This window comes from Pseudarthrobacter sp. B4EP4b (assembly GCF_006680095.1).
Classification (GTDB): domain Bacteria; phylum Actinomycetota; class Actinomycetes; order Actinomycetales; family Micrococcaceae; genus Arthrobacter.
This window is the reverse complement of the sequence record NZ_VHIJ01000018.1, coordinates 73,329-97,054: the sequence shown is the minus strand read 5'-3', so window position 1 is coordinate 97,054 and position 23,726 is coordinate 73,329. Positions and strand designations below refer to the sequence as shown.

The window sequence follows — 23,726 nt, the reverse complement described above, 5'->3', positions numbered from 1 at the left end:
AGGCTGAACAGGGATGACGTCGATTTGGTTGGACGGCCGGGAAGCATTCGCTTCCGATTCGTTCGAGCCCGGAAGCAGTTACGACACCGTGGTGGCAGGGGCCGGACTCACCGGCCTAGTGACCGCCCTCCTGCTGGCTCGTTCCGGGCAGAACGTCCTGGTGTTGGAAGCACGGTTTCCCGGTGCCGTGACTACCGGGAACACCACGGCCAAGGTCACCCTGCTGCAGGGCACTTTCCTGTCCCAACTGTCCCGCCAGTACTCGCAAAAGCAGGTGCAGGCGTACGTGGACGGCAACCGGGAGGGCCAGGCCTGGCTCCTGCGGTACCTCGATGAGCAGAACGTGCCCTACCAGATCCGGGATGCCTACACCTACGCGGCGTCCGCGCAGGGGACGGAAAAACTCCGCGAGGAAGTCAGCGCCGCCACGACAGCGGGCCTGGACATGGAATACGTGCGCGACGCCGGCCTGCCGTTCCCGGTGCACGGCGCCATCCGCCTCGCGGACCAGGCGCAGATCCACCCCGTCGACGTGCTGGACGCGCTGGTGGCGGACATCCGCGGCCGCGGCGGGTCAGTGGTGGGCGGCGTCCGGCTGCAGGACCTCACCGGCGGCCGCCCGGCCACCGTCCACACTGACCATGGGACCGTCACGGCCAACGAAGTGGTGCTGGCCACCGGGATTCCCGTGCTGGACCGCGGGCTGTACTTCGCCAAGCTCAAGCCCAGCCGCTCCTACGCGGCAGCACTCCAGCTGCAGGAGGACCAGGCGCCGCCCCCGGGAATGTACATCTCGGTGGAACAGCCAACCCACTCGTTGCGGGACTACGAGAGGGACGGCCGCAGGCTGCTGCTGGTGGGCGGGCACGGGCACCACGTAGGGCGGGCGAAATCGGAAAAACACCACCTCGGGAGCCTCCTGGACTGGGCCGCGCAGCAGTATCCCGGCTCGCAGGTGACGCACACGTGGTCGGCGCAGGACTACATGGCCGTGAACCTGATGCTTTTCTTTGGCAAACTGCCGCGGGGCAAAGGCCACGTGTACTTCGGCACCGGCTACAACAAGTGGGGCATGACCAACGCCGTGGCGGCGTCTTTGGGGATTGCTGCCGACATCCTCGGCGGCCATGTGCCGTGGGCCAACACCATCCACCACAGGATCACGTCACCGTCCGGAGCACTCTCGGCGGTTTCCCTCAACGCCGGGGTGGCAGCCAAACTGGCCTCCGGCTGGGGGCAGCTTGCCGCCGGAGGGCTGAAAACGGAAGGTGGGAAGGTCCTCAAAAAGGACAAGGACCAGCTGCCCCCGGCTCCCGCCCCTGTGGTCCCGGACGAGGGCCAAGGGCAGGTGTACCGTGAGGGCACCCGCCCGGTTGCCGTCTCCACCGTGGACGGAACCACCTGCAAGTTGTCCGCTGTCTGCACCCACCTGGGCGGCATTGTGCACTGGAACGACAGCGAGCGGACGTGGGACTGCCCGCTCCACGGCTCCCGCTTCAGCAATGAGGGAGAGCTCCTGGAAGGCCCGGCAACCCGGAATCTTCCCGCTGCCGGAAAGGCTTGAGCAGCCGCGCACCTCCGGGACAGCCGCATGATCCCGCCCCGGCAGAGGCCGGGTGGGCTGTCAGTGGGTTAGGGCATGATGGGAGCATGCAGCAGGAACAGGGCTCGACGCCGGACGCCTCCGCCTCCGGTACGCCCATGGGGCAGTTCAGCAGGCCCACCCGGGAGTGGTTCCTTGGCGCCTTTTCGGAGCCAACCCCTGCCCAGGACGGTGCGTGGCAGGCCATTTCCTCCGGCTCGCATGCGCTGGTAGTCGCCCCCACTGGCTCCGGGAAAACCCTGGCCGCGTTCCTCTGGGCTCTGGACCGGCTCCTGGTGTCTGGTTCCGCTGTGCCGGAAAGCCCCGTACCGGCACCCGAGGCACCGGCAAAGGGACGGCGTCCCCGGGCGCCAAAACGCAAGACCCGTGTCCTGTACATCTCACCCTTGAAGGCACTCGGCGTGGACGTTGAGCGGAACCTTCGTTCGCCGCTCATCGGCATCACCCAGACCGCCAAGCGGCTCGGACTGCCCGCCCCGCTGATCACCGTGGGCGTCCGTTCCGGCGACACCACCACGGCGGACCGGCGCGCGTTGCTGAGTAACCCGCCGGACATCCTGATCACCACGCCGGAATCGCTGTTCCTGATGCTCACGTCGCGGGCCCGCGAAACCCTCACCGAAGTGGACACCATCATCATCGATGAGGTCCACGCCGTGGCCGGAACCAAGCGCGGCGCGCACCTGGCCGTCTCACTGGAACGGCTGGATGCCCTGTTGCCCAAACCGGCACAGCGGATTGGGCTCTCCGCCACTGTTGAGCCGCGGGAACTGGTGGCCCAGTTCCTGGCCGGGACCGCACCGGTGGAAATCGTTGCCCCGCCGGCGAAGAAGAACTGGGACCTCACCGTTTCCGTCCCTGTCGAGGACATGTCAGACCTCCAGGGTGCCGCCGGCGCCTTCGATTCCGGCCCCGCGTCCGGACTGCAGCCGCAGGCGTCCATCTGGCCGCATGTGGAGGAAAAAATTGTCGACCTGGTGCTGGCCAACCAGTCCACCATCGTTTTTGCCAACTCCCGCCGCCTGTCCGAACGGCTCACGGCACGGCTCAACGAGATCTACGCGGAACGGCAGCTGGTATCGGCCGGGGGCGGCTGGGACGATCCCGAGCCGCAGCAGGCCGGCGTTCCAGCGTCCACGGCCACTCCGGCGCACATGATGGCGCAGGCAGGAAGCTCGGCCGGAGCGGACCCGGTGCTGGCGCGCGCCCACCACGGCTCCGTTTCAAAAGACCAGCGTGCCTTGATCGAGGACGACCTCAAGTCCGGCCGGCTGCGCTGCGTGGTGGCCACGTCATCCCTGGAACTGGGCATCGACATGGGTGCCGTGGACCTGGTGGTGCAGGTGGAATCCCCGCCGTCCGTGGCCAGCGGCCTGCAGCGGGTGGGCCGGGCCGGCCACCAGGTGGGCGAGGTTTCCCAAGGCGTCCTCTTCCCGAAGCACCGGGCAGACCTCGTGCATACGGCAATCACAGTGGAACGGATGCTGAGCGGAAAGATCGAGCGCCTCAGCATCCCCGCCAACCCCCTGGACATCCTTGCCCAACAAACCGTGGCCGCCACGGCGCTGGGCAGCATCGACGTTGAAGAATGGTTTGCCACCGTCCGCCGGTCAGCCCCCTTTGCGTCCCTTCCGAGGTCCGCGTTCGAAGCAACACTGGACCTGCTGGCCGGCCGCTACCCGTCCGATGAGTTTGCCGAGCTGCGCCCGAGGATCATCTGGGACCGTAACGCCGGCACCATCGAAGGCAGGCCAGGGGCCCAGCGCCTGGCGGTCACGTCCGGCGGCACCATCCCGGACCGCGGCCTCTTCGGCGTCTACATCATCGGCACCGAGGTGGAGGGAACAGCCTCCCCCTCAACGGACGGCAAGCCCGCTCCTGCGCCCAAGGGAGGCCGGCGGGTAGGGGAACTGGATGAGGAGATGGTGTACGAATCCCGCGTTGGCGACATCTTCGCGCTCGGTGCCACCAGCTGGAAAATCGAGGACATCACGCACGACCGCGTCCTGGTCTCCCCCGCGTTCGGCCAGCCCGGAAAGCTGCCCTTCTGGAAGGGTGATTCCCTCGGCCGCCCCGTGGACCTCGGCCGCGCCCTGGGCGCCTTCGTCCGCGAGCTGTCAGCGTCGGACGTCGGGCCCGCCACGGAACGCTGCAAGGCCAGCGGCCTTGACGACTTCGCCGCCAACAACCTCATCCAGTACCTGGGCGAACAGAAACAGGCCACGGACGTGGTCCCCAACGACACCACCCTGGTGGTGGAGCGGTTCCACGACGAACTGGGCGACTGGCGGGTGATCCTGCACAGTCCCTTCGGCATGCCCGTCCATGCGCCGTGGGCGCTGGCGGTGGGCCAGCGGCTGCACCAGAGATATGGCCTGGACGGGTCGGCCATGGCAGCCGACGACGGGATCGTGCTGCGCGTGCCCATGATGGAGGACGAGCCGCCCGGCGCCGAGCTGTTCCTGTTCGATCCCGAGGAACTGGAACAGATCGTCACCACGGAAGTTGGCGGCAGCGCACTTTTCGCTTCGCGCTTCCGTGAATGTGCTGCGCGGGCCCTGTTACTGCCGCGGCAGACTCCCGGCAAGCGGCAACCGCTGTGGCAGCAGCGGCAGCGGTCCGCCCAGCTGCTGGATGTGGCCCGGAAGTACCCTACCTTCCCCATCGTCCTGGAAACGGTGCGGGAATGCCTGCAGGATGTCTACGATCTTCCCGCGCTCAAAGACATCGCGGCGTCCGTGGAGCGGCGCGAGCTGCGGATCGTGCAGACCACCACCACCCAGCCATCACCGTTCGCAAAGTCACTCCTGTTCGGATACGTTGCCCAGTTCCTGTACGAGGGCGATTCGCCGCTCGCGGAGCGGCGGGCTGCAGCACTGGCCCTGGACTCCACACTCCTGAACGAACTGCTGGGCCGCGTCGAACTGCGGGAGTTGTTGGACGCGAAGGTTATCGACGCCACCGAGCGGGAGTTGCAGCGCCTGGCGCAGGACCGCCGGGCCCGCGGGCTTGAGGGCGTGGCGGACCTGCTGCGGCTCCTTGGACCGCTGGCGCCGGAGGAAGCTGCCGCCCGGCTGGAACCGGCCGCGGTGGTTGAGCCTGTCGAATCCGCGGTGGTTGAGCCTGTCGAAACCGAGCCTGCCGAATCCGCGGTGGTTGAGCCTGTCGAAACCGAGCCTGCCGACTCCCCGGTGGTTGAGCCTATCGAAACCGAGCCTGCCCAAACCGACACAGCCCACGCCAGCACGGAAACAGCCACCACCCACCTGGTCGCCCTGCAGCGCGCCAACCGCGCCATCAAGGTGAACATCGGCGGCGTGGAACGGTTCGCCGCGGTGGAGGATGCCGCCCGCCTCCGGGATGCCATCGGCGTGCCCCTGCCCATGGGGGTTCCGCTCGCGTTCATTGAACCCGTGGCGGATCCTTTGGGCGACCTCGTCTCCCGGTACGCCCGGACGCACGGACCTTTTACGGCGGACGAAGCGGCAGCCCGCTTGGGCCTGGGTGTGGCCGTGGTCAGCACTGCCCTGAAACGCCTTGCCGCCGACGGCCGGGTGGTGGAAGGCGAATTCCGGCCCCACGGCGGTGGATCTGCGGCACCCGACGTACCGGCCCTGGATGCACCAGCCACTGATGGGCAGCACCCCGAGACTCAACACCCCGAGGTGCAACACCCTGAGGCACAAAATCGCACCCCCGTCAGCGAGTGGTGTGATGCTGAGGTGCTCCGCAAACTGCGGCGGCGGTCCCTGGCAGCATTGCGCGCCGAGGTGGAACCGGTGGACGCGTCCGCCTACGGCCGGTTTCTGCCGGCCTGGCAGCACGTCCGGACCCCGGGCGGCGGCCGCGGTCAGCCGTCGTTGCGGGGACTGGACGGCATCGTCACCGCCATCGACCAGCTCTCCGGGGTTCCGGTTCCGGCCTCCGCCTGGGAGCCGTTGGTCCTGGCCAGCCGGGTATCCAACTACCAGCCCGCCATGCTCGACGAGCTCATGGCCGCCGGCGAGGTTCTCTGGTCCGGGGCCGGCGCCTTGCCGGGCAACGACGGCTGGATCAGCCTGCACCTGGCCGACTCGGCGGAACTGACCCTGAACCCGGCCATCGACTACGAACCCGGGGACGCCCAGCTGCGGCTCCTGGAGCACCTGCGCAACAACGGCGGCGGCTACTTCTTCCGGCAGCTGACAGACGTGGCCGGCGGCATGGACTCCGTCCTGACCGACCAGGAAGTGGTCACCGCCCTGTGGGACCTGGCATGGGCGGGCCGCATCACCGGTGACACCTTCGCACCGGTGCGGGCACTGATCGCCGGGGGCCACACCGCCCACCGGCAGGTGGCCCGCGCACCCCGCGCCCGCGCCCCGCGCCTCAGCCGGCTCGGGCGTTCGCACGGCACTGGGCTAATGGGTTCTGCCGGCCTGGGCAGCGGCCGCTATGGCGCGTCCTCAACGGCAACAGCCACCCCTCCCATGGCGGCGGGCCGCTGGTCAGCGCTTCCGCAGCCCGAACTGGACGCCACCATCCACGCCCGCGCCACCGCAGAGCTCCTGCTGGACCGCTACGGCGTGGTCACGCGCGGTTCGGTGATGGCAGAACAGATCCTGGGCGGATTCGGCCTGATGTACAAGGTCCTTGCCCGGCTGGAGGAGGCCGGCCGGTGCCGCCGCGGCTACTTCATCGAACACCTCGGCGCGGCGCAGTTCGCTGTTCCCGCAACGGTGGACCGGCTGCGTTCGTATTCTGAGGACACCCAGCTCGCCAAGCCGGAACCTGTTGCCCTCGCCCTGGCCGCCACCGATCCCGCCAACCCTTACGGTGCGGCACTCCCCTGGCCCGCCCAGCATGACGAAGCCGGAACCGGCCACCGTCCCGGACGCAAGGCTGGCGCCCTGGTGGTGCTGGTGGACGGGGCGCTGGTCCTGTACGTGGAACGGGGCGGCAAAACGCTGCTCGCCTTCAGCGACGACGAAAACATCCTGGCCGCGGCCGGCGCGGCACTGGTGGGGGTGGTGACCCGCGGCGCCGTGGACAAGCTGATTATGGAGAAAGTCAACGGGCACGACATCCTGGATACTCCGGTTGCAGCCGCGCTCAGCGCGGCCGGGGCCTACTCCACACCCAAGGGGTTGAGGATCCGTGCCTGAGGGGGATTCCGTCTGGCGCGCCGCCAACCAGCTGCATCAGGCCCTGGCAGGGCAAAAGCTCATCAGTTCTGACTTCCGGGTACCCCGCTTCGCCACCCTGAACCTCGCCGGCTGGACCGTGGCCGAGGTAGTCCCCCGCGGCAAGCACCTACTGATGCGGGTGGTAAGCCCGGAGGACAAAAAGCTCACCATCCACTCACACCTGAAAATGGAAGGCGCCTGGCAGGTCTACCCGCCCGGCGGCAAGTGGCGGAAACCGGGCTACACCGCCAGGTGCGTACTGCGCACCCCGGTGGCGGACGCCGTCGGATTCTCGCTGGGGATCGTCGAAGTGGTGGCCACCGCAGACGAAGACTCCATTGTCGGTTTTCTCGGCCCGGACCTGCTGGGCCCGGACTGGGACCTCGACGAAGCAGAGCGCCGGGTCCGGGCAGCTCCGGACGTACCCATCGGAGTAGCGCTGCTGGACCAGCGCAACCTCGCCGGCATCGGCAACATCTACCGCTGCGAAACGTGTTTCCTGTCCGGGGTGCATCCGGCGGCACCTGTATCCGCCGTCGAGGACGTCCGGACCCTGATGACCGATGCGAAGCAACTGCTCGAGGTCAACCTCGGTCCCGGCCGGCGCGTCACCATCCTCAATCCCAAAGGGATGCCGGTGGGCAGGATGGCGGGGCGGCCGGGCTACTGGGTCTACGGCCGGGAGCACCGGCCCTGCCTCAAATGCGGGACCCCCGTGCGGCGCGGCACCCTCGGCAAACCCAACGGCGAGGAAGAACGGGATATCTATTTCTGCCCGCGCTGCCAGCCGCTGTCAGGCTAAGCCCCGCTCTGCGCAGTCGAAGCAGCGCCGGCGGCAGCGGGCTTGCGCTCCTGTGTGTCGGCGTCCGCGGGCAAAGCCGCGGGAACCATAAACACCGGCAGCAGGAACTGGACCAGCGGACCGATGGCAAGGGCGTACACAACAGTGCCCACCCCCACCGAGCCACCGAGGAACCAGCCGGCGGCGAGAACCACAACTTCAATCAAGGTGCGGGACACCCTCACCGACCAGCCCGTCCGCCGGGCCAGCCCGGTCATCAGGCCGTCACGGGCACCCGGACCGAACCGTGCGCCGATGTAGCAGGCAGAGGCGATTGCATTGAGCAGGACGGCGCCTGCGAGCATACCGATCTGGCCGCCCAGGTGGGAGAAGGCGGGAATCACCGCGAGCCCGATGTCTGCAAAGACACCCACCAGAACCGCGTTGCACAGCGTGCCGAACCCCGGCCACTGGCGCAGTGGAATCCACAGCAGCAGCACCAGGAAGCTCACGATGATGACCACCGCCCCGATGCTAAGACCCGTCCTGCCCGCCACGCCCTGGTGGAAGACGTCCCACGGGTCGAGGCCAAGGCCGGCGCGGATGAACATGGCAAGGGAAATGCCGTACATGGCGAGGCCGATAAAGAGCTGGAGGAGTCTGCGGGTCAACATGCCCTTAACACTGCCAAGCAACTGGCCTTGAAATACATAGCCAGTTTGAGATACTGGCCTGATGTCTTCCCTGACCGCCTCCGCCCTTGCCCGCCTCTTGGGTGCGTGGAACCTCGGCGCCGCGCCCGCCTACCGCGAGCTGGCCGACGTCGTACGCCTTCTAGTGCTGGACGGAAGAGTGGCGCTGGATACGGCACTGCCCAGCGAGCGCGCCCTCGCCGAAGCCCTGGCCGTCAGCCGGACCACCGTCACGGCGGCCTACGGCCTGCTCCGCGACCAGGGATTCCTCAGCAGCGGGCAGGGCAGCAGGAGCCGGACCAGGATTCCGCGCGCGGCGACGGCCGGCACCACGATGTCCAGGGGGCCCCTGCCGAATACTCCCGATTCAGGCGGACTTGCTGCCGCCGGACTGGCGCCGGGACTCGCCGCACCCGGCCTGGCAGCACCGCCGGGACTGATCGACCTGGCATATTCATCCTTGCCGGCCAGCGGCGAGCTGGTCCACCGGGCGTTCGCAGCAGCGCTGACCGAACTGCCCGCCCTGCTCCCGGGCTTCGGCTATGACGCCATGGGCCTGCTGCCCCTGCGGGAAGCCGTGGCAGCACGCTACACGGCCGCCGGTGTCCCTACTGCCGCGGACCAGGTCCTGGTGACCTCCGGAGCGCAGCACGCCCTGAACATAGTGCTTCGCGCGCTGGCAGGCCGGCATGACCGGGTGCTGGTGGAACACCCGAGCTATCCGAACGCGCTGGATGCCATCCGCGCAGCGGGGTGCCGCGCCGTTCCGGTAGCCTTGGCAGCGCCCGTCGCCGGCAAACCCGAGGGAAGGGCCACGGTTGCCTGGGACATGCACGGGCTCCAGGCGGCGCTGGCGCAGCAGCGGCCCAGGCTGGCGTATGTGGTGCCCGATTTCCACAACCCCACCGGCCAGCTGATGCCGGACCTCCAGCGCCGCCAGCTGGTGAAAGCTGCCGCGGCCGCCGGGACCACCCTGGTAGTGGATGAGACCCTGCGGGAGCTGAATCTCGACGGCGCAGCCACCACGCCCGTTGCGGCTTTCAGTCCGGCGGTGGTCACCATCGGAACACTCAGCAAGTCGCACTGGGGCGGCCTGCGCACGGGATGGATCAGGGCCTCGCGGGACATGATCCAGAGGTTCGCGGCGGCGCGGACTTCCCTGGACCTCGGCGGGCCGGTGATGGAACAACTGGCGGCGGCCCACCTGGTCCGGGCCATGGACGAACCATTGCCGGCACGGCTCGCCGCCCTCCGGGAGAACCGGGCAGCCCTGCTGGAGCTCCTTGCCGGACACCTGCCCGAGTGGGAAACGCTCTACCCCTCGGGCGGACTGTCTGCCTGGTGCAGGCTTCCCGCCCCCATCAGCACCGCCCTGACGGTGATCGCCCCCGACTTTGGCATCCGGCTGGCCGCCGGGCCGCGGTTCGGGATCGGGGGCGCCTTCGAGCGCTACCTCCGGGTACCGTTCACGCTGCCGCCCGGGAAGCTGGAAACGGCGGTCCTGGCCCTGCGGTCAGCCCAGGACCGGCTGGATGCCGCTCCCCAGCTCCGGCGCAGCCTCAAGAGCGCCCCCGCTGTGGCTATTGCTTGACGGGTGCCGGCTGCCGGCCGAACCGGCCCATCCGCTGCTTGGCGGTATTGGTCCCGGCCCCGACAGGAACATGGGCGGTGGCCTTGGCCAGACCAAAAAGGGGCATTCCGTTGTAGATGACCTCGATCCCGGCAGCAGGCACCTGGTAGGTCTCATGCCAGACGCCCACGTCACCGCTGCCGGCCGTCTCCTTCATAAATTGGCGCCACGGCTCCAGATGCGGGGACTCCCGGTCCGCGGCAAATTTCCGCAGGTGTTCCGGGCTTTCCCAGTAGCTGAGCAGCATGGTGGTCCGGCCAAACCATTGCTGGTACCCCAGCATCCCGGACGCCGGATCCGCGGCCAGATGCTGGAGCATGCGGGGCATGGCGCCCGCCACCTTGCCGATTATTCCCAGCTTCCACCACCGGTTGGCCCGCATACCGATCAGGAAGACCGTCACTGAGTCCCGGCCTGGATCGGCGGTGTACCGACCCGGAAAAACACTCTGCGCCATGGCAGGCTCCTTGGGCTTATTTCATAACCTTGTTTTGTAACGGCGTTACGAAACAAGGTTATGAAACAATGGGACCCATGGCAAGACCTGTGATTCATAACGATTCCCTGCGGCAGGAACTGCTCGCTGTCACCGCTGAACTGGTGGACCGTGACGGGCCCGCCAAGGTGACGCTGCGCGATGTGGCCGCAGCCGCACGGACGTCCACCACCGCCGTCTACTCGCTGTTCGGCGGGAAATTCCAGCTCCTCACCGCCGTGGTGGACCACGGGTTCCAGTCCTTCCGGGACTCCCAGGTGGCAGCCGCCCCCGGGGGACTGCAGGGCCTCGGCCTCGCGTACCGTGCCTGGGCCGTGGAGCACCGGGCGCTCTACCGGCTGATGTTCGGCGGGGCACTGGCCGCGTACGTGGATTGCCAGCCCAGCCCGGAAGTTTCCGCCGGTGCCATGGAACCGCTGATGGAAGCGGTGGCTTCCGCCCAGGCGTCGGGCGCCCTGCGGGCTGAACCTGTGGAAGAAGTGGCCTTCGCCATCTGGGGCCAGGTGCACGGCCTCGTGAGCCTGGAACTGGCGCAGGTTGGACCACCCGGCGCCGACTGGGCTGCCGCCTACAACTCCGCCTTGGACGCGATCGCCCGTGGTTGGGCCGCCTGACACCGCGCTTTTCGACGCGCCCCCACCCTTGCCGCACTAAAAATGCCTGACGCGGGGGACATATCCCCCCGCGTCAGGCATTTCACCCTACCGATTTGTAGTTCGCGGATCGCTGCCCGTACAGGCCCGTCGCTGCCCCTTCAGAACCCTTTAGGCGTACACCTTTTCCAGGAAGTTGCCCCAGGCCTTGGCAGTGGTTTCGGTGTCACCGGCCCCGCTGAAATCGTGGACGGTCATTCCCACCGGCGCACCAAAGGCGTTGCGGCCGAAGAACCGGTAGAGCGCGTCCGAGGTGCGGATCCCCAGGAAGTGCTCGTTGGAGAAATCCACTTCGCCGCTCAGCCGGCCCACGCCGTCGAGCTCCAGCTCCACCTGCGACCCCGCGGCGGAGGATTCGACGCCCAGGGCCCGGCGCAGCTTCGCAAAACCGTCCGGGTTCTGCGACGCCGCGGGCGCCTGGATATCGGTGAAGACCACGGGGCGGCCGTCAAAATACTGCAGGTACTGGCCCAAGGTGTGGAGGTAGAACTCGGTGTGCCGGGAGGCGCCGTCGTACTGCCCGTCCCAGTTGTCCGCAAAGATCCCGCTGTGGACGTAGTGCAGGCGGGCGCGGCCGCCCACGAGCGGCTCCAGGACGTGCTCGAGCTGGTTGAACCAGCCGTCCGGGCCATCCATCCTGGACACGAGATGGCTCGGGTACTCCTCGACGGTTTTGACGTCCGGCCACTGGTCCGTAGGGAACATCCAGGCCGGAGTCCCTGCAGTCACGGCCTCCCATACCCGCTCCGGCGTGCCGGGCAGTTCGGTGTCGTAGACGATCTCGAATTCGCGCTTGTCAGTCATTGTCCTGCTCCTTTGCTGTAGGGATTTCCGGGCTTTCCGGCGTTTCCTTGGTCGTTTTGAGAGTTGTTGACTTGAGGACGGGGTGCAGCGCCACCACCAACCGGTGCCGCCTGCCGCCGGACGCCCCGGCACCGCCGTCGTGATACTTGTCCACCAGCCGCGTGACGGCCACGCCCAGCTCCTCCGCGAAAGCGGCACGGTCAGCGGCGGTCCGGAAGGTAATCTCGCCGTCGATGGCGAACGTTGCCAGCTTCTGCCGGGCAGCGGCAGCGCCGGCGATCAGCCTGCCCACCTCCTGGACCATACGGCCGGCAAGTGCCAGCAGCCAGAAGGCTGAGAAGCGGTCCGAAAACCGGTGCGGATCCGGCGATACCGAGGACAGGGCCTGCGGTGAAATCAGGTAGGAGGCCGCGCTGGCCTGGAGCACCCGCTCGGTCACATTGCCTTTGCGCCGTTCCTCCACCAGCTCCACCAGGCCGTGACGCTCGAGCGCCTTGAGGTGGTAGTTGACCTTCTGCCGGGGAAGCCCCACCTTCACTGCGATCTGCGTGGCCGAGCCCGGATGCGACAGTTCGTGCAGGATCCGCGTCCGGACGGGATCCAGGGAAGCTTCCGCCGCCGCGGGGTCCTCGATGACTGCTATGTCCAACATGCTTCAAGTCTGCCAACCGACAACTTTTTTTGTCAAGAACTTTTTTATCATCGGTTCCTAGATCGATGATCGGGCCGCGCCACGTAGAATTGTCCGGTGATGCAATCCCCCCTCCCCGTACGCGAAGGCGTGAACGCGACCCGCCTGCGCCTGCCCGGCGAGGGGCCCTGGGACACCGCGATGGACTACATGATGCACCGCTGGGGCCACATCGATCCGCAGGGCATCGAAGACAGGTTCGACGCCGGGGAGATTGTTGGCGAGGGCGGCGTTCCCCTGGACCGGGGTACTCCCCTGACGGACCACACCTTCATCTGGTACTACCGGACCCTGCCGCCCGAGACCCGCATCCCCGTGGAGCTGTCCATCCTGCACCAGGACGAACACCTCCTGGTGGTGGACAAACCGCACTTCCTGCCCACCACCCCCGGCGGGACCTACATCCAGGAATCCGCCCTGGTGCGGCTGCGCAACCAACTGGCTCTTCCGGACCTGATTCCCATGCACCGGCTGGACCGCATGACCGCAGGCGTGCTGCTGTTCTCCACCAACCCGGACACCCGGGGCAAGTACCAGGTGCTTTTTGAGAAGCGCCAAGTCCAGAAGGAATACGAGTGCGTGTCCGCAGCCGAGCCTGCGGAGGGGTACCCGGGCGTCGAATTTCCCGTGGTGGTACGCAACCGGATGACCAAGTCGCGCAGCTACCTGCTCGCCGAAGTGATCGAGGGCGAGCCCAACGCGGAGACGCGGATTGAGCAGCTGGCAACGTTCGACGTCGGCCCTGCAGCGCCCGGCACCGGCACCGCCGCTGCCGGGCCCGTTGATAACCCCCGCCGTGCCCTGTACCGGCTGGAGCCGCACACCGGCAAGACCCACCAGCTGCGGGTGCACATGGCCTCGCTCGGGCTGGGCATCATCAACGATGCCTTCTACCCGGACCTGCTGGACAAAGCTCCGGACGACTACAGCAAACCCCTGCAGCTCCTGGCCCGGGGCATCCGGTTTGTGGACCCGATGTCCGGAAAGCCGGTGGAATACCGCAGCGGCCTGCAGCTCAGCGAGGCCACAGGCGGCTGACCTGCGGAAAGGCCCCGTGGACGCACCGCTGTGGTTAACCTGTGGTCCCGGCAGGACCAATCTGCGGTACCTTGTGGCCATGGACTTTGGCAGCGCTGACAGCTGGGGGGCGGCCATCTATTTCTGGATCATCCCCGTCGTGCTGGGCGATGCCATCTTCCCGCCCATCCCGTCCGAAATGGTGGTGATCACCGGCGGAGCGCTGTCCGCGGACGGCCGGGCCAACGTGTTCCTGGTGGTCGCACTGTCCGCCCTGGCGTCCTGGCTGGGCGACATGGTGGTGTTCCAGCTGTTCCGGCGCCGGCTGAGCCACGTCCTTGACCGCTGGAGATGGGGCCGCCGCGTCCATTCCGGGATCCACGAAGCCCTGGCCAAGGCCGGGCGATCTTCCACCTACGGCGCCATTATCGGAGCCAGGTTCATTCCCGGCGGACGACTGGCCACCTCGGCTGCCGCGGGGATCGCCAACGTTTCCGTCCGCGGCTTCAGCCTGTGCGCCGGACTCGGCGCCCTGTTCTGGGCATGCTGGCTGGTGGGCCTGGGCTACTTCACCGGATCGGCCACCGGCCTGCCGTTCTGGGCCAGCTCCCTGATCGGGGTGGGGCTGGGGCTGGTGATCGGCGTCGTCGTCGGAATTATTGTTACGCGGCGCCGCGGCAACCGGTCCCCCGTCGTCGAAGAACCCGAGCCGCCCCTGCCGTAGCGGTTCTAAAGCGGCATCCAGCGGCCGCGGCTGCGCCGCAGGACCGTGAGGGAACCTGTCAGCGCAACGCGTTCGACGGCGTCGCGCATCATGGCTGCCGATTCGACCGCCTGGCGGTTCTCGCCGCTGTATTCGGTCGCCTCCACGAGGAAGCGCAGGTTCAGCTGCGGGACGCCGCCGGCAATCTGCAGCTGGTTGGACTCCACGTGGTGCCGCGTTCCCAGCGCCTCCACCGCTGCGTCCATCACGGCTTCGGGCGGGTTGCCGGGGCGCAGCCCGGTGATCTTCAGGCGGGTCTGGAACGAAGGCATGCCTTCAACCCTACCCAGACCCTCTCTCACTTAATGTCGGGAAATTCTTATCCCTCTCTCCTGAGTGAGAGAGCGATAAGGAAAAAGCCGCATCAAGTGAGAGAGCGTTGGTAGTTACCCGGTGTTGCGGAGGCCTGCTGCCACGCCATTGACAGTAATCAGCATGGCCCGCTGGAGGCGTTCATCGATCTCGCCTTCGCTGATGGTGCCGCTTTCGGCGCGGACGCGGCGCAGGAGTTCCACCTGCAGGTAGCTGATCGGATCGAGGTACTGGTCGCGGATCTCGAGGGAGCGCTTGAGCGTGGGCTGGGCGTCCAGGAGCAGCCGTTCACCGGTGAGGTTCTGGACCTCGGCCACGGTCAGCTCGTACTCCTCCCGGATGGCCCGGAAGATGTGGTGCAGGCCTTCCGGGACCAGGGTGGACACGTAGTATCCGGCGATGTCCATGTCCGTTTTGGCGAGCGTCATCTCCACGTTGCTCAGCACCGACCGGAAGAAATGCCAGTTCTCCCACATGTCCACCAGTTGGGCGGTGTTGCCGGCCTCGCGGGCGGCCTTGAGCCCTGAGCCGACGCCGAACCAGCCGGGCACGATCTGGCGGGACTGGGTCCAGCCGAACACCCACGGGATGGCGCGCAGGCCGCCAAGGCCCGCACCGGAATCCGGGCGCTTTGAGGGGCGGGAGCCGATATTCAGCGAGCCCAGCTGCTCCACCGGGGTGGAGGACATAAAGTACGCCGGCAGGTCCGGATCATCGATCAGCTTCCGGTATCGGTCAAACGCGGCATCGGAAATGGTTTCCATCACGTGCCCGTACCGTTCGCGCTGGTCCGCGGAGGTCCGGGGATCCCGGTGCAGGGCCGAACCCTGCAGCACGGCGGCGAGGGACAGCTCGAGGTTTTCGCGGGCCAGTTCGGGCAGTGAGTACTTGTCCGAGATGACTTCGCCCTGCTCGGTGAACTTGATTTCGCCTTCGAGCACACCGTTGGGCTGGGCCAGGATGGCGTCGTAGGTGGGTCCGCCGCCGCGGCCCACGGATCCGCCGCGGCCGTGGAACAGGCGGACGCGGACGCCGTGCTTGGCAGCCACGTCCCGCAGCTTGCGCTGGGTCTTGTGGATCTCCCACTGGCTGGTCATCACGCCGGATTCCTTGTTGGAGTCCGAGTAGCCCAGCATGATCTCCTGGACGTCCCCGCGCAGCCGCACCAGTTCGCGGTAGGACGGATCGGACAGCAGCCGGTCCACAATTTCGGCCGAGGCGCGGAGCTCCTCCACCGTTTCCAGCAGCGGCGCGAACCCGATCTTCGCGTAGGGCTTTTCGCCGAAAAGGTTCACCAGGCCGGCTTCGCGCGCCAGGACGGCGGCGGCGAGGACGTCGTCCGCGCCGCGGGTCATGGAGATGATGTACGTCTCGATGACATCCGGACCGTACGTGCGCAGGGCACGGCGGATCTCGCGGAAGACGTCGTACGTGCCGTCAGCGGCGCCGTCGAGCTTGATCGGGTGGCCGGACAGCGGACGGCGGGAGGCAAGCTCGGAACCGAGCACCTCGAAGCGTTCCTCACGGCTGAGCTCGGCGTACCGGAGGCCGGGGCCGCCGATCCGGTCCATCAGCTGGCCCACGGCGTCGTGGTGGTGGTCGGCGTGTTCGCGGATGTCCAGGGTGGCCAGGTGCAGGCCGAAGGAGGCGATGGCGCGGCGGACGCGGGCCAGGGCACCGTCCGCGGCGAGCGACGCCGAGTGGTTGCGGAGCGAGAGTTCCAGCAGCTCGAGGTCCGCCAGGAGTTCGTCGGTGCCGTTATAGTCCCGGCCGTGCTCGTGGTTGGAGTCTGCGGCCACGCGTTTGCCGGTGTTGATGAGTTTGGCTTTGATGCAGGTGAGCTTCAGCCGGTAGGGCTCCTGCGCGTTCAGTTCAAGGACACGGCGGTCCAGGCCGGGCAGCTTTTTCAGGTCCGCGTCGATGGACTCGAGCAGTTGCTGGTCCGCGCCGGCGAGCGCTGTGGAGTTGGAGAGGATGGAGATCAGTTCGTCGATCATGGCGATGCTGATCCGGACCGCGTGCTGGTTCTGGATCTGCAGGATTTCCCGGGTCACTGCCGCGGTGACGTTGGGGTTGCCGTCGCGGTCGCCGCCGATCCAGGACCCGAACCGGATGGGGGCTTCCTTGGACGCCAGGCTGACGCCGTGCTCGCCCAGCAGTTCGGAGAATTCGGCCAGCATTTCGGGCATGGCGTCGGTGAGGATGCCGCCCAGGTAGTAGATGGCGTTCCGGGCTTCATCCACCGGGGTGGGCCGGACCTGGCGGAGTTCGTCGGTCTGCCACATCTGGTCGATGATTTCAGCCAGCTGGCGGTCCTGGCGGCGGCGGGCTGTGGTCCCTTCGGCCGTGGGCTGGGCCAGGACGTCGGAGAGCTTGCGGATCTTGTCCAGCACCGAACGGCGGGAGGCCTCGGTGGGGTGGGCGGTGAAGATAGGCCGCACATCAAGCCCGTTCACTACTTCCTGGAGGACGCTGGGCCCGGCCTGGGCGGCGATCTCGTTGACGGTCTTGGCCAGCCAGCCGTCCTTCTCCGCGCGGGTCCGCAGGCCCCGCACCCGGTGGACCTGCTCGGCGGCGTTGGCGAGGTGGAAGTAGAAAGCGAAGGCACGTACCAGGTCCGTGGCCTGCTCGATGGGCAGGGAACCGAGGAGCTCGCGGACCTGGGCCACGACGTCGTGCGCGCTCCAGGGGCCGGTGGCATCGGCGCCGCCGCGGGCGGCTTCCTTGGATTCCTTGGTGAGGAGGCGGACCTGCTCTACCAGGTCCAGGAGCTCAGGCCCGTGCTGGCGGACCAGGGATTCGCCGAGGAGGGTGGAGACACGGCGGACGTCTGCCCTCAGTTCGGAGGCAAGGTCTGATTCGGGATGTGCTGCAGTGTGAGCCATGGAAGCTATCTTTCGAGGGTTTCGGACCGGGCTCGTACACTGCGCTGGATACTGTGAGCCACGTTACTAGCTAAAGATGCTACCCGCAGCGCGGCGTCACCGGGGAATCCGTCTCAGATAATGTCATCTGCCGGGTAACCTACGTGCCGCTTCACACGCTCAAGTTCCGCCCGCAGAGCCGCCAATTCGCTGCCATAGGCGGTGAGTTCGGCATTACGCCGCCTGGCCGCCCGCATGCTGGCGGCCAGGACCAGCAGGCCCACCGGCACGCACGCTGCAAAGGCCCAGCCGGCCGCGGCGAAAAAGTCGAGAGCCACCGGAAGCGCGGACTGGAAGTCCATAAAGCCGTTAACGCCGTCCGCCATGTCGCCGAGGGCCCCTTGCAGCGGCTTCAGGAAGTCCCCCACCACCGGGGCCTGAGTTAGATTGGGCGGCCGGACTTCCTGCCCGGTGCTGCCCCACCGCTGGTCACCCACGTGGTTCAGGACGTAAATTCCGGCGCCCACGCTCGCGGCGATAAACACCAGCAAGGCTGCCAGCAGCGCCTGGTCCGGCCGGCGCCGCCGCCAGGCAAGCATCGCCGCCCCGCACACCAGGGCAGCGATCCAGGTCAGGGCTTTGAGCCAGTCAGTGCTTATTGCTCCCAGGATGTCCACGCCACTATTCAACAGTGCGGACAGCCTCGGGGTTGGCATCCAGGAGCCGCGTTCTCCGGAATGAAAGCCGGTACAGTGCCGTTGTAGCCGGGGCATAACGAACCTCCGAAGGGAACCATGAACACCATTCCAGCCGCCAAGGTGGAACGCTGGCAGCGCTTCCGCGACAACCGGGACAAGGCCCTGGCCGCCCGCCACGGCTGGCTGACCCTCACCTCCTTCCAGTGGCTTGAAGACTCTCCGGCCGCCCTCGACCTGGTGCCCGGCCTCTGGTCCACGGACGGTACGACGGCGTCACTCACCGCAGTGCCCGCGGACGGTTTGACGCTGGTGGAGACAGGGCAATCGGTGGCTGGGACCATAACGGCGTCACTCGCCGACGAAGAATCACTGATGTGGGTCCAGTTCGGCGGTAAGGCCGGCGTCCGGGTGGTGGTTGAGCTGGCCATGCGGGGCGGCCGCTACGCCATCCGGACCAGGGACTCGGAATCCCCCGTTTTCACCGAATTCCAGGGCGTTCCCACCTACCCCTACAACCCGGACTGGGAAATTACTGGCCGGTTCGAGCCCTATGCGGAGCCCGTAAACATTCCGATCGCCACTGCCAACCCGCTGGTGGACGGCATCCACCGCACCGTGGGCGAAGTGGTGTTCCGTGTGCCGGGGAGTCCGCACGAAATGCGGCTGCAGGCGGAGGAGGAAAAGCTCGGGGCCCTGACTGTCACGTTCCACGACGAAACCAACGGCGAAACCACCGACGACTGGCGCAAGCTCACCATGCCCCGGCCGCGGCACGACGCAGCCGGAAACGCATCCGTGGTCCTCGATTTCAACCGGGCCATCAACTACCCCAGCGCCTTCACGCCCTATGGGACCTGCCCCATGCCGGTGAAGAACAACTCACTGGACGTGCGCGTGGAGGCCGGCGAGATGCAGCCGTACCCCGGTGAGTGAGCCTGAGGAATCCGGTGATTGAGCCCGTCGAAATCCGACCGGCTCAACCACCGGAAGGTCAGACAATGGCCGAAAGTCCGGTAATGGCCCGCCCCACGATCAAGGTGTTGATCTCGAACGATCCTTCGTACGTGTAGATGGCCTCGGCGTCCGAGAAGATCTTCGCCATCCGGTAGTCGGTGACAATGCCGTTTCCGCCCAGGATTGACCTGCCCAGGGCCACGGTCTCACGCATCCGCGCGCTCAAGTAGGACTTCGCGAGCGCCACCTGCGGCATGTCCGCGGCGCCGGCATCCTGCAGCCTGGCAAGCCCGGCCATCATGCCCATGCTGGCCACCGCATTGCCAAGCATGGTCACCAATTGCTGCTGGACCAGCTGGAACTGTGCCAGCGGGCGGCCAAATTGTTGGCGCTCCACGGCGTACTGCCGGGCCACGTCGAAGGCCGCCAGCTGCTGGCCCACCGTCTGCCAGGCCACCATGATGCGCGAGCCGCGCAGCAGTTCGTTGGTGTCATCAAAACTGCTGATGGCGGCGAAGCGGTCCGCCTCAGCTACCCGGACGTCGTCAAAGACGATGTCGGCATTCTGCACGGTCCGCAGCGCGATCTTGTTTTCGATCCGCGTCCGGGTAACCCCCGGCAGGGTGGCATCAACAATGAAGCCCCGCACCGAACCGTCCGCCTCGTCCCGCGCCCACACCAGCATGTAGTCGCAGAACGTCCCGTTGCCAATCCACCGCTTGGCACCGTTCAGCACCCAGGTGTCTCCGCCGTCGTCCGTTCTGCCTGTTGCGGAAGAAATCCGCCGGGCGCGCGTCTCCATGCCGCCTGCCACGTCAGAACCATGGTTCGGTTCGGTGAGGGCGAACGCGCCGGTGATCCGCAGGTTTGCGGCGTCGTCCAGCAGCCGCCGCTTCTGGCCGGGGCTGCCGAAGGCGTACAGCGACTCAACGAAGAGATCGTGATGGACCAGGAAGAACGTGGCAATGGACGTGTCCACCCGCGTCATCTCGGCGATCACCAGGCCGGCGAACAGGTGGCTGTATCCCCGCTGCGCAGGGGTGCTCAGCTGCAGGGCCGCGAGTTTGGGCAGGATGTGCGCGGGAAATTCCGCTTTGTTCCACCAGTCGCCGGCATAGGGAGCGATTTCCGCGGCCAGGAACTCCCGCAATTCAGCCAGCTTGTCCCGCTCCGCCTGGTTCAGCAGGGATTCGACGGCGAAAAAATCCGCCGACGGCAACGCGTCAGTTTTAGGAAGGGTCATTTCGGTCCCATCCGGATGGCGCCGTCCAGCCGGATGGTTTCGCCGTTCAGCATCGCGTTGTCCACGATATGCGCCACGAGGTTCGCGTACTCGGCAGGCTTGCCCAGCCGCGAGGGGTGCGGCACCTGGGCGCCCAACGAATCCTGGGCTTCTTGCGGCAGGCCCGCCATCATGGGTGTTTCGAAAATCCCCGGTGCGATGGTGACCACCCGCACCAGCGAGCGCGCCAGCTCCCGTGCAACAGGCAAGGTCATCGCCGCCACGGCACCTTTGGAGGCCGCGTAGGCGGGTTGCCCGATCTGCCCTTCAAAAGCTGCTACCGAGGCGGTATTGATGATGACGCCGCGTTCGGGTCCGCCCAGTTCCGAGGTGACGGGCTCGGTGGACACCATGGCTGCCGCGGCCAGCCGGAGCACGTTGAAGGTCCCCAGGAGGTTGACCTGGATGACCCGGTTGAACGCCTCCAGGGGAAGCACGCCATCCCGGCCCAGCACCTTGCCCGGGGTGGCAATGCCGGCGCAGTTCACCACGATGCGGAGCGGGCCCAGCTCCTGGGCGGCGTCGACGGCGGCCTGCACCTGCGTTTCGTTGGTGACGTCCGCGGGGACAAAGACGGCGGACTGATCCGTTTCGCCGCTGTCTGCTGTTCCGCCGTTCAGCTCCGCGGCAAACGCTTCACCGGCAGAGGATGGAAGGTCAACAAGAACCACCGAGGCTCCGGCGCCGAACAGCCTGCGGGCAGTAGCTGCGCCCAGACCCGAGGCACCTCCCGTGATCAGCGCAACGCTGCCTGTGACGTCCATACATCCTCCTTGATGTGCGCGCGCTCCGGCCGAAGTCCACGAAGCGTTAGTTAGTGAATGTTAACTGAAATTACCCCGCCCGCGCACCATCCGGCGTTGCCCGGCGCTGCCGTGGGCGCGGCTAGGGTGGATGCCATGACTTCCGCGGATGCTTCCACTCCTGCTGACTGGCACGAAAGGGCCAACGAGGCCGCCCGGTCAGTCACCGCACTCTTTGGCAGGAGGCTGTTCTTCTTGCCGGGCACACATCTTGGCGCCGTGCAGTGGCCGGTTCCCGGCTGGCGCGACGACGTGAAGGGCAAACTGCTCCAGCCTTGGCACTACTGGTGGCAGGCCCACTACGTTGACTGCCTGGTGGATGCGGGCCGCCGGGAACTGGGCAACGCCGCCACCCCCGCCGCTAGGTTCAACGGCCCGGAGCATCCCAGTGCTGGAAGGCTCGCCTCCCGGCTGGTGACCGGGATCCGGCTGCGCAACGCCCTGACATTCGTCAACAACTACTACGACGACATGGCCTGGCTTGCCCTGGCCACCCTTCGGCTGGACACACTCGCGGAGGAGACGCGCCGGCCGGGGCGGCGGCGCAACGAGGCCGTCCGCAGGACCCTCACCCTCCAGTTCGATGCGGCGTGCACCGACGACCTGGGCGGCGGTTCCTATTGGAGCAAGAAACGCGATTTCAAGAACACCCCGGCCACCGCCCCCGTGGCCCTCTTCTATGCCCGCACGGGACAGCCGACCAAGGCGCAACAGCTGCTGGACTGGCTAAATGCGACCCTCTTGGACAAGGAGCAGGGCCTGTACCTTGACGGCGCCCGGCTCGGCCCGGACGGGAATGTGGTGATCGAGCGGGCTATCTACACCTACAACCAGGGCCCGGTCCTGGGCGCACTCCTTGAGCTGGGCGGTGAGGCGAACCTTGCCAGGGCGGCTGCACTGGTGGCAGCGGTGGAGCGCCGCCTGACTGTTCCGGCAGGTGAATCAGGCGTGGCCGGCCCGGTCCTTCGCTGTGAAGGAACGGGCGACGGCGGGCTCTTTACCGGGATCCTGTGCCGGTACCTGGCCCTGGCTGCTGCGGACAGCCGGCTGCCGGCGGGTACACGGGAAGCAGCGGCCGGGCTGGTCAGGAACACGGCAGCTGCTTTTTGGACCGGACGGCGCCCTGTGGACAGCACCGAGGCCGGCAGCCCCGGACATGCTGCAAGCATTTTTTCGATGCATGCGGACCAGCCGGCGGACCGGCTGTACCCGCCCGGAAACGCCGTGGAGCTGTCCACCCAACTCCAGGCATGGATGACGTTGGAAGCGGCGGCGTCAGTGGAGTCAAGATTCCGGAATTAAGTCACGCCATAGTCACGTAATTTTTGAGAGCCTCGTCACAAATGGCCCCTTCCGGCTATATTCTTAGGTTTGCCTACCCTACAGTTCCTTGCGTGGGCATCTTCTCCGAAAGCCCATGGGGGCTTCGTTCCCCGAGACTTTTCCCCAGAAAGCAGCTCCTTAATGAAGATCCGCAACCGCGCCCTGGCCGGCATCGCACTCGCCGCCAGCGCCGCCCTCGGCCTGTCCGCCTGTGGCGGCAGTGGCACCCCCGCAGCCAATGGAACATCCGAAGCAGCAGAGTCGGGCGGCATCACCGTATACAACGCCCAGCATGAAAGCCTGACCAAGGAATGGATCGACGCCTTCACGGCCGAGACCGGCATCAAGGTCACCATGCGCCAGGGTTCGGACACCGAGCTGTCCAACCAGATCATCCAGGAAGGCGCCGCGTCCCCGGCGGATGTGTTCCTCACTGAGAACTCCCCCGCCATGACGCAGGTCGAAAACGCGGGCCTCTTTGCCGACGTTGACAAAGAAACCCTCAAGCAGGTCCCCGCAGAGTTCGCTCCCTCCACCGGCAAGTGGACCGGCATCGCCGCCCGCTCCACCGTCCTGGTGTACGACAAGAACAAGCTCACCGAGGACAAGCTCCCCAAGTCCATGCTTGACCTGGCCAACCCGGAGTGGAAGGGCAAGTGGGCTGCTTCGCCCACCGGCGCCGACTTCCAGGCCATCGTTTCGGCACTGCTCGAACTCAAGGGCGAGGCCGCCACTGAGGAATGGCTCAAGGGCATGAAGGAAAACTTCAAGGCCTACAAGGGCAACAGCACGGCCATGAAGGCAGTCAACGCCGGCGAAGTGGATGCAGCCCTCATCTACCACTACTACTACTACGGTGACCAGGCCAAGACCGGCGAGAACTCGCAGAACGTCGCTCCGTACTACTTCAAGAACCAGGACCCGGGCGCCTTCCTGTCCGTTTCCGGCGGCGGCGTGCTGAAGTCTTCCAAGAACGCCGAAGCTGCCCAGCAGTTCCTGAAGTTCATCACCGGCAAGAAGGGCCAGGAAGTCCTGAAGAACGGCACCTCCTTCGAGTACGCCATTGCGTCGGAGGTTGCCGCCAACGACAAACTGGTTCCCATCAAGGACCTGCAGGCCCCCACGGTTGATGCAGCCAAGCTGAACTCCACGAAGGTCACCGATCTGATGACCAAGGCCGGACTCCTCTAATACC

Annotated in this window: 19 protein-coding genes; 10 read left to right on the top strand and 9 right to left on the bottom strand. The window is 66.8% G+C overall.

Annotation, left to right across the window (positions count from 1 at the left end; genetic code table 11):
* Positions 1–13: 13 nt before the first annotated feature.
* From FNL14_RS06880 to FNL14_RS06870, 3 genes are all read left to right on the top strand, one after another.
* A complete protein-coding gene (locus FNL14_RS06880; RefSeq protein WP_142058754.1) occupies positions 14–1,564 on the top strand; it encodes an FAD-dependent oxidoreductase in 1,551 nt (516 codons plus the stop codon).
* Positions 1,565–1,650: 86 nt separating this feature from the next.
* On the top strand, positions 1,651–6,747 hold the full coding sequence (locus tag FNL14_RS06875) for a DNA glycosylase AlkZ-like family protein (RefSeq protein WP_142058752.1): 5,097 nt from the start codon (positions 1,651–1,653) through the stop codon (positions 6,745–6,747).
* Positions 6,740–7,570: an Fpg/Nei family DNA glycosylase gene (locus FNL14_RS06870; RefSeq protein ID WP_142058750.1), complete on the top strand. Its 831-nt coding sequence runs from the start codon at positions 6,740–6,742 to the stop codon at positions 7,568–7,570. Before FNL14_RS06875 ends, FNL14_RS06870 begins: the two co-directional genes overlap by 8 nt.
* Here the strand turns inward: FNL14_RS06870 and FNL14_RS06865 are convergent.
* Positions 7,567–8,223: a YitT family protein gene (locus tag FNL14_RS06865; RefSeq protein ID WP_142058748.1), complete on the bottom strand. Its 657-nt coding sequence runs from the start codon at positions 8,221–8,223 to the stop codon at positions 7,567–7,569. The genes FNL14_RS06870 and FNL14_RS06865 overlap by 4 nt on opposite strands.
* A gap of 61 nt (positions 8,224–8,284) precedes the next feature.
* Between FNL14_RS06865 and FNL14_RS06860 the strand changes: the two genes are divergently transcribed.
* On the top strand, positions 8,285–9,832 hold the full coding sequence (locus tag FNL14_RS06860) for a PLP-dependent aminotransferase family protein (RefSeq protein WP_370455806.1): 1,548 nt from the start codon (positions 8,285–8,287) through the stop codon (positions 9,830–9,832).
* Here the strand turns inward: FNL14_RS06860 and FNL14_RS06855 are convergent.
* On the bottom strand, positions 9,822–10,328 hold the full coding sequence (locus tag FNL14_RS06855; protein ID WP_142058744.1) for a DUF4188 domain-containing protein: 507 nt from the start codon (positions 10,326–10,328) through the stop codon (positions 9,822–9,824). The two genes, FNL14_RS06860 and FNL14_RS06855, sit on opposite strands and share 11 nt — an antisense overlap.
* A 77-nt stretch (positions 10,329–10,405) precedes the next feature.
* Here FNL14_RS06855 and FNL14_RS06850 point away from each other — a divergent pair, with 77 nt between their 5' ends.
* Positions 10,406–10,981, top strand: a complete 576-nt coding sequence (locus FNL14_RS06850; RefSeq protein ID WP_255470729.1) for a TetR-like C-terminal domain-containing protein — start codon at positions 10,406–10,408, stop codon at positions 10,979–10,981.
* Between the two features lie 150 nt (positions 10,982–11,131).
* Here the strand turns inward: FNL14_RS06850 and FNL14_RS06845 are convergent, their stop codons facing one another.
* A complete protein-coding gene (locus FNL14_RS06845; protein ID WP_142058742.1) occupies positions 11,132–11,824 on the bottom strand; it encodes an SRPBCC domain-containing protein in 693 nt (230 codons plus the stop codon).
* Positions 11,817–12,476 (bottom strand): helix-turn-helix domain-containing protein, encoded by a 660-nt coding sequence (locus FNL14_RS06840; RefSeq protein WP_142058740.1) that lies wholly within the window; start codon positions 12,474–12,476, stop codon positions 11,817–11,819. The genes FNL14_RS06845 and FNL14_RS06840 overlap by 8 nt, the downstream gene beginning before the upstream one ends.
* Positions 12,477–12,575: 99 nt before the next feature.
* Here FNL14_RS06840 and FNL14_RS06835 point away from each other — a divergent pair, with 99 nt between their 5' ends.
* A complete protein-coding gene (locus tag FNL14_RS06835; RefSeq protein WP_142058796.1) occupies positions 12,576–13,553 on the top strand; it encodes an RluA family pseudouridine synthase in 978 nt (325 codons plus the stop codon).
* Between the two features lie 79 nt (positions 13,554–13,632).
* Complete coding sequence (locus FNL14_RS06830) at positions 13,633–14,256, top strand: DedA family protein (RefSeq protein WP_142058738.1); 624 nt, start codon at positions 13,633–13,635, stop codon at positions 14,254–14,256.
* 5 nt (positions 14,257–14,261) lie between these two features.
* Here the strand turns inward: FNL14_RS06830 and FNL14_RS06825 are convergent, their stop codons facing one another.
* The 3 genes from FNL14_RS06825 to FNL14_RS06815 all read right to left on the bottom strand — a co-directional run bounded on the left by FNL14_RS06825 (position 14,262) and on the right by FNL14_RS06815 (position 18,148).
* Positions 14,262–14,567, bottom strand: a complete 306-nt coding sequence (locus tag FNL14_RS06825; protein WP_091422388.1) for a hypothetical protein — start codon at positions 14,565–14,567, stop codon at positions 14,262–14,264.
* Positions 14,568–14,681: 114 nt separating this feature from the next.
* Entirely contained in the window at positions 14,682–17,492 is a 2,811-nt protein-coding gene (gene ppc, locus FNL14_RS06820; protein ID WP_142058736.1) for a phosphoenolpyruvate carboxylase, read from the bottom strand.
* 113 nt (positions 17,493–17,605) lie between these two features.
* Positions 17,606–18,148, bottom strand: a complete 543-nt coding sequence (locus FNL14_RS06815) for a hypothetical protein (protein ID WP_142058734.1) — start codon at positions 18,146–18,148, stop codon at positions 17,606–17,608.
* 117 nt (positions 18,149–18,265) lie between these two features.
* Between FNL14_RS06815 and FNL14_RS06810 the strand changes: the two genes are divergently transcribed.
* On the top strand, positions 18,266–19,102 hold the full coding sequence (locus tag FNL14_RS06810) for a DUF1684 domain-containing protein (protein WP_142058732.1): 837 nt from the start codon (positions 18,266–18,268) through the stop codon (positions 19,100–19,102).
* A gap of 58 nt (positions 19,103–19,160) precedes the next feature.
* Here FNL14_RS06810 and FNL14_RS06805 read toward each other — a convergent pair whose 3' ends face one another.
* Both FNL14_RS06805 and FNL14_RS06800 read right to left on the bottom strand, forming a co-directional pair.
* A complete protein-coding gene (locus tag FNL14_RS06805; protein WP_142058730.1) occupies positions 19,161–20,366 on the bottom strand; it encodes an acyl-CoA dehydrogenase family protein in 1,206 nt (401 codons plus the stop codon).
* Entirely contained in the window at positions 20,363–21,169 is an 807-nt protein-coding gene (locus tag FNL14_RS06800; RefSeq protein ID WP_091422400.1) for a 3-hydroxyacyl-CoA dehydrogenase, read from the bottom strand. The genes FNL14_RS06805 and FNL14_RS06800 overlap by 4 nt, the downstream gene beginning before the upstream one ends.
* A gap of 135 nt (positions 21,170–21,304) precedes the next feature.
* On the opposite strand from FNL14_RS06800, the gene FNL14_RS06795 reads away from it, so the two are divergent.
* Positions 21,305–22,510 (top strand): glycoside hydrolase family 76 protein, encoded by a 1,206-nt coding sequence (locus FNL14_RS06795; protein WP_142058728.1) that lies wholly within the window; start codon positions 21,305–21,307, stop codon positions 22,508–22,510.
* A 162-nt stretch (positions 22,511–22,672) separates the two neighbouring features.
* Positions 22,673–23,722, top strand: coding sequence for an iron ABC transporter substrate-binding protein (locus tag FNL14_RS06790; RefSeq protein WP_142058726.1), 1,050 nt, complete (start codon positions 22,673–22,675; stop codon positions 23,720–23,722).
* The last annotated feature ends 4 nt before the right edge of the window (positions 23,723–23,726 follow it).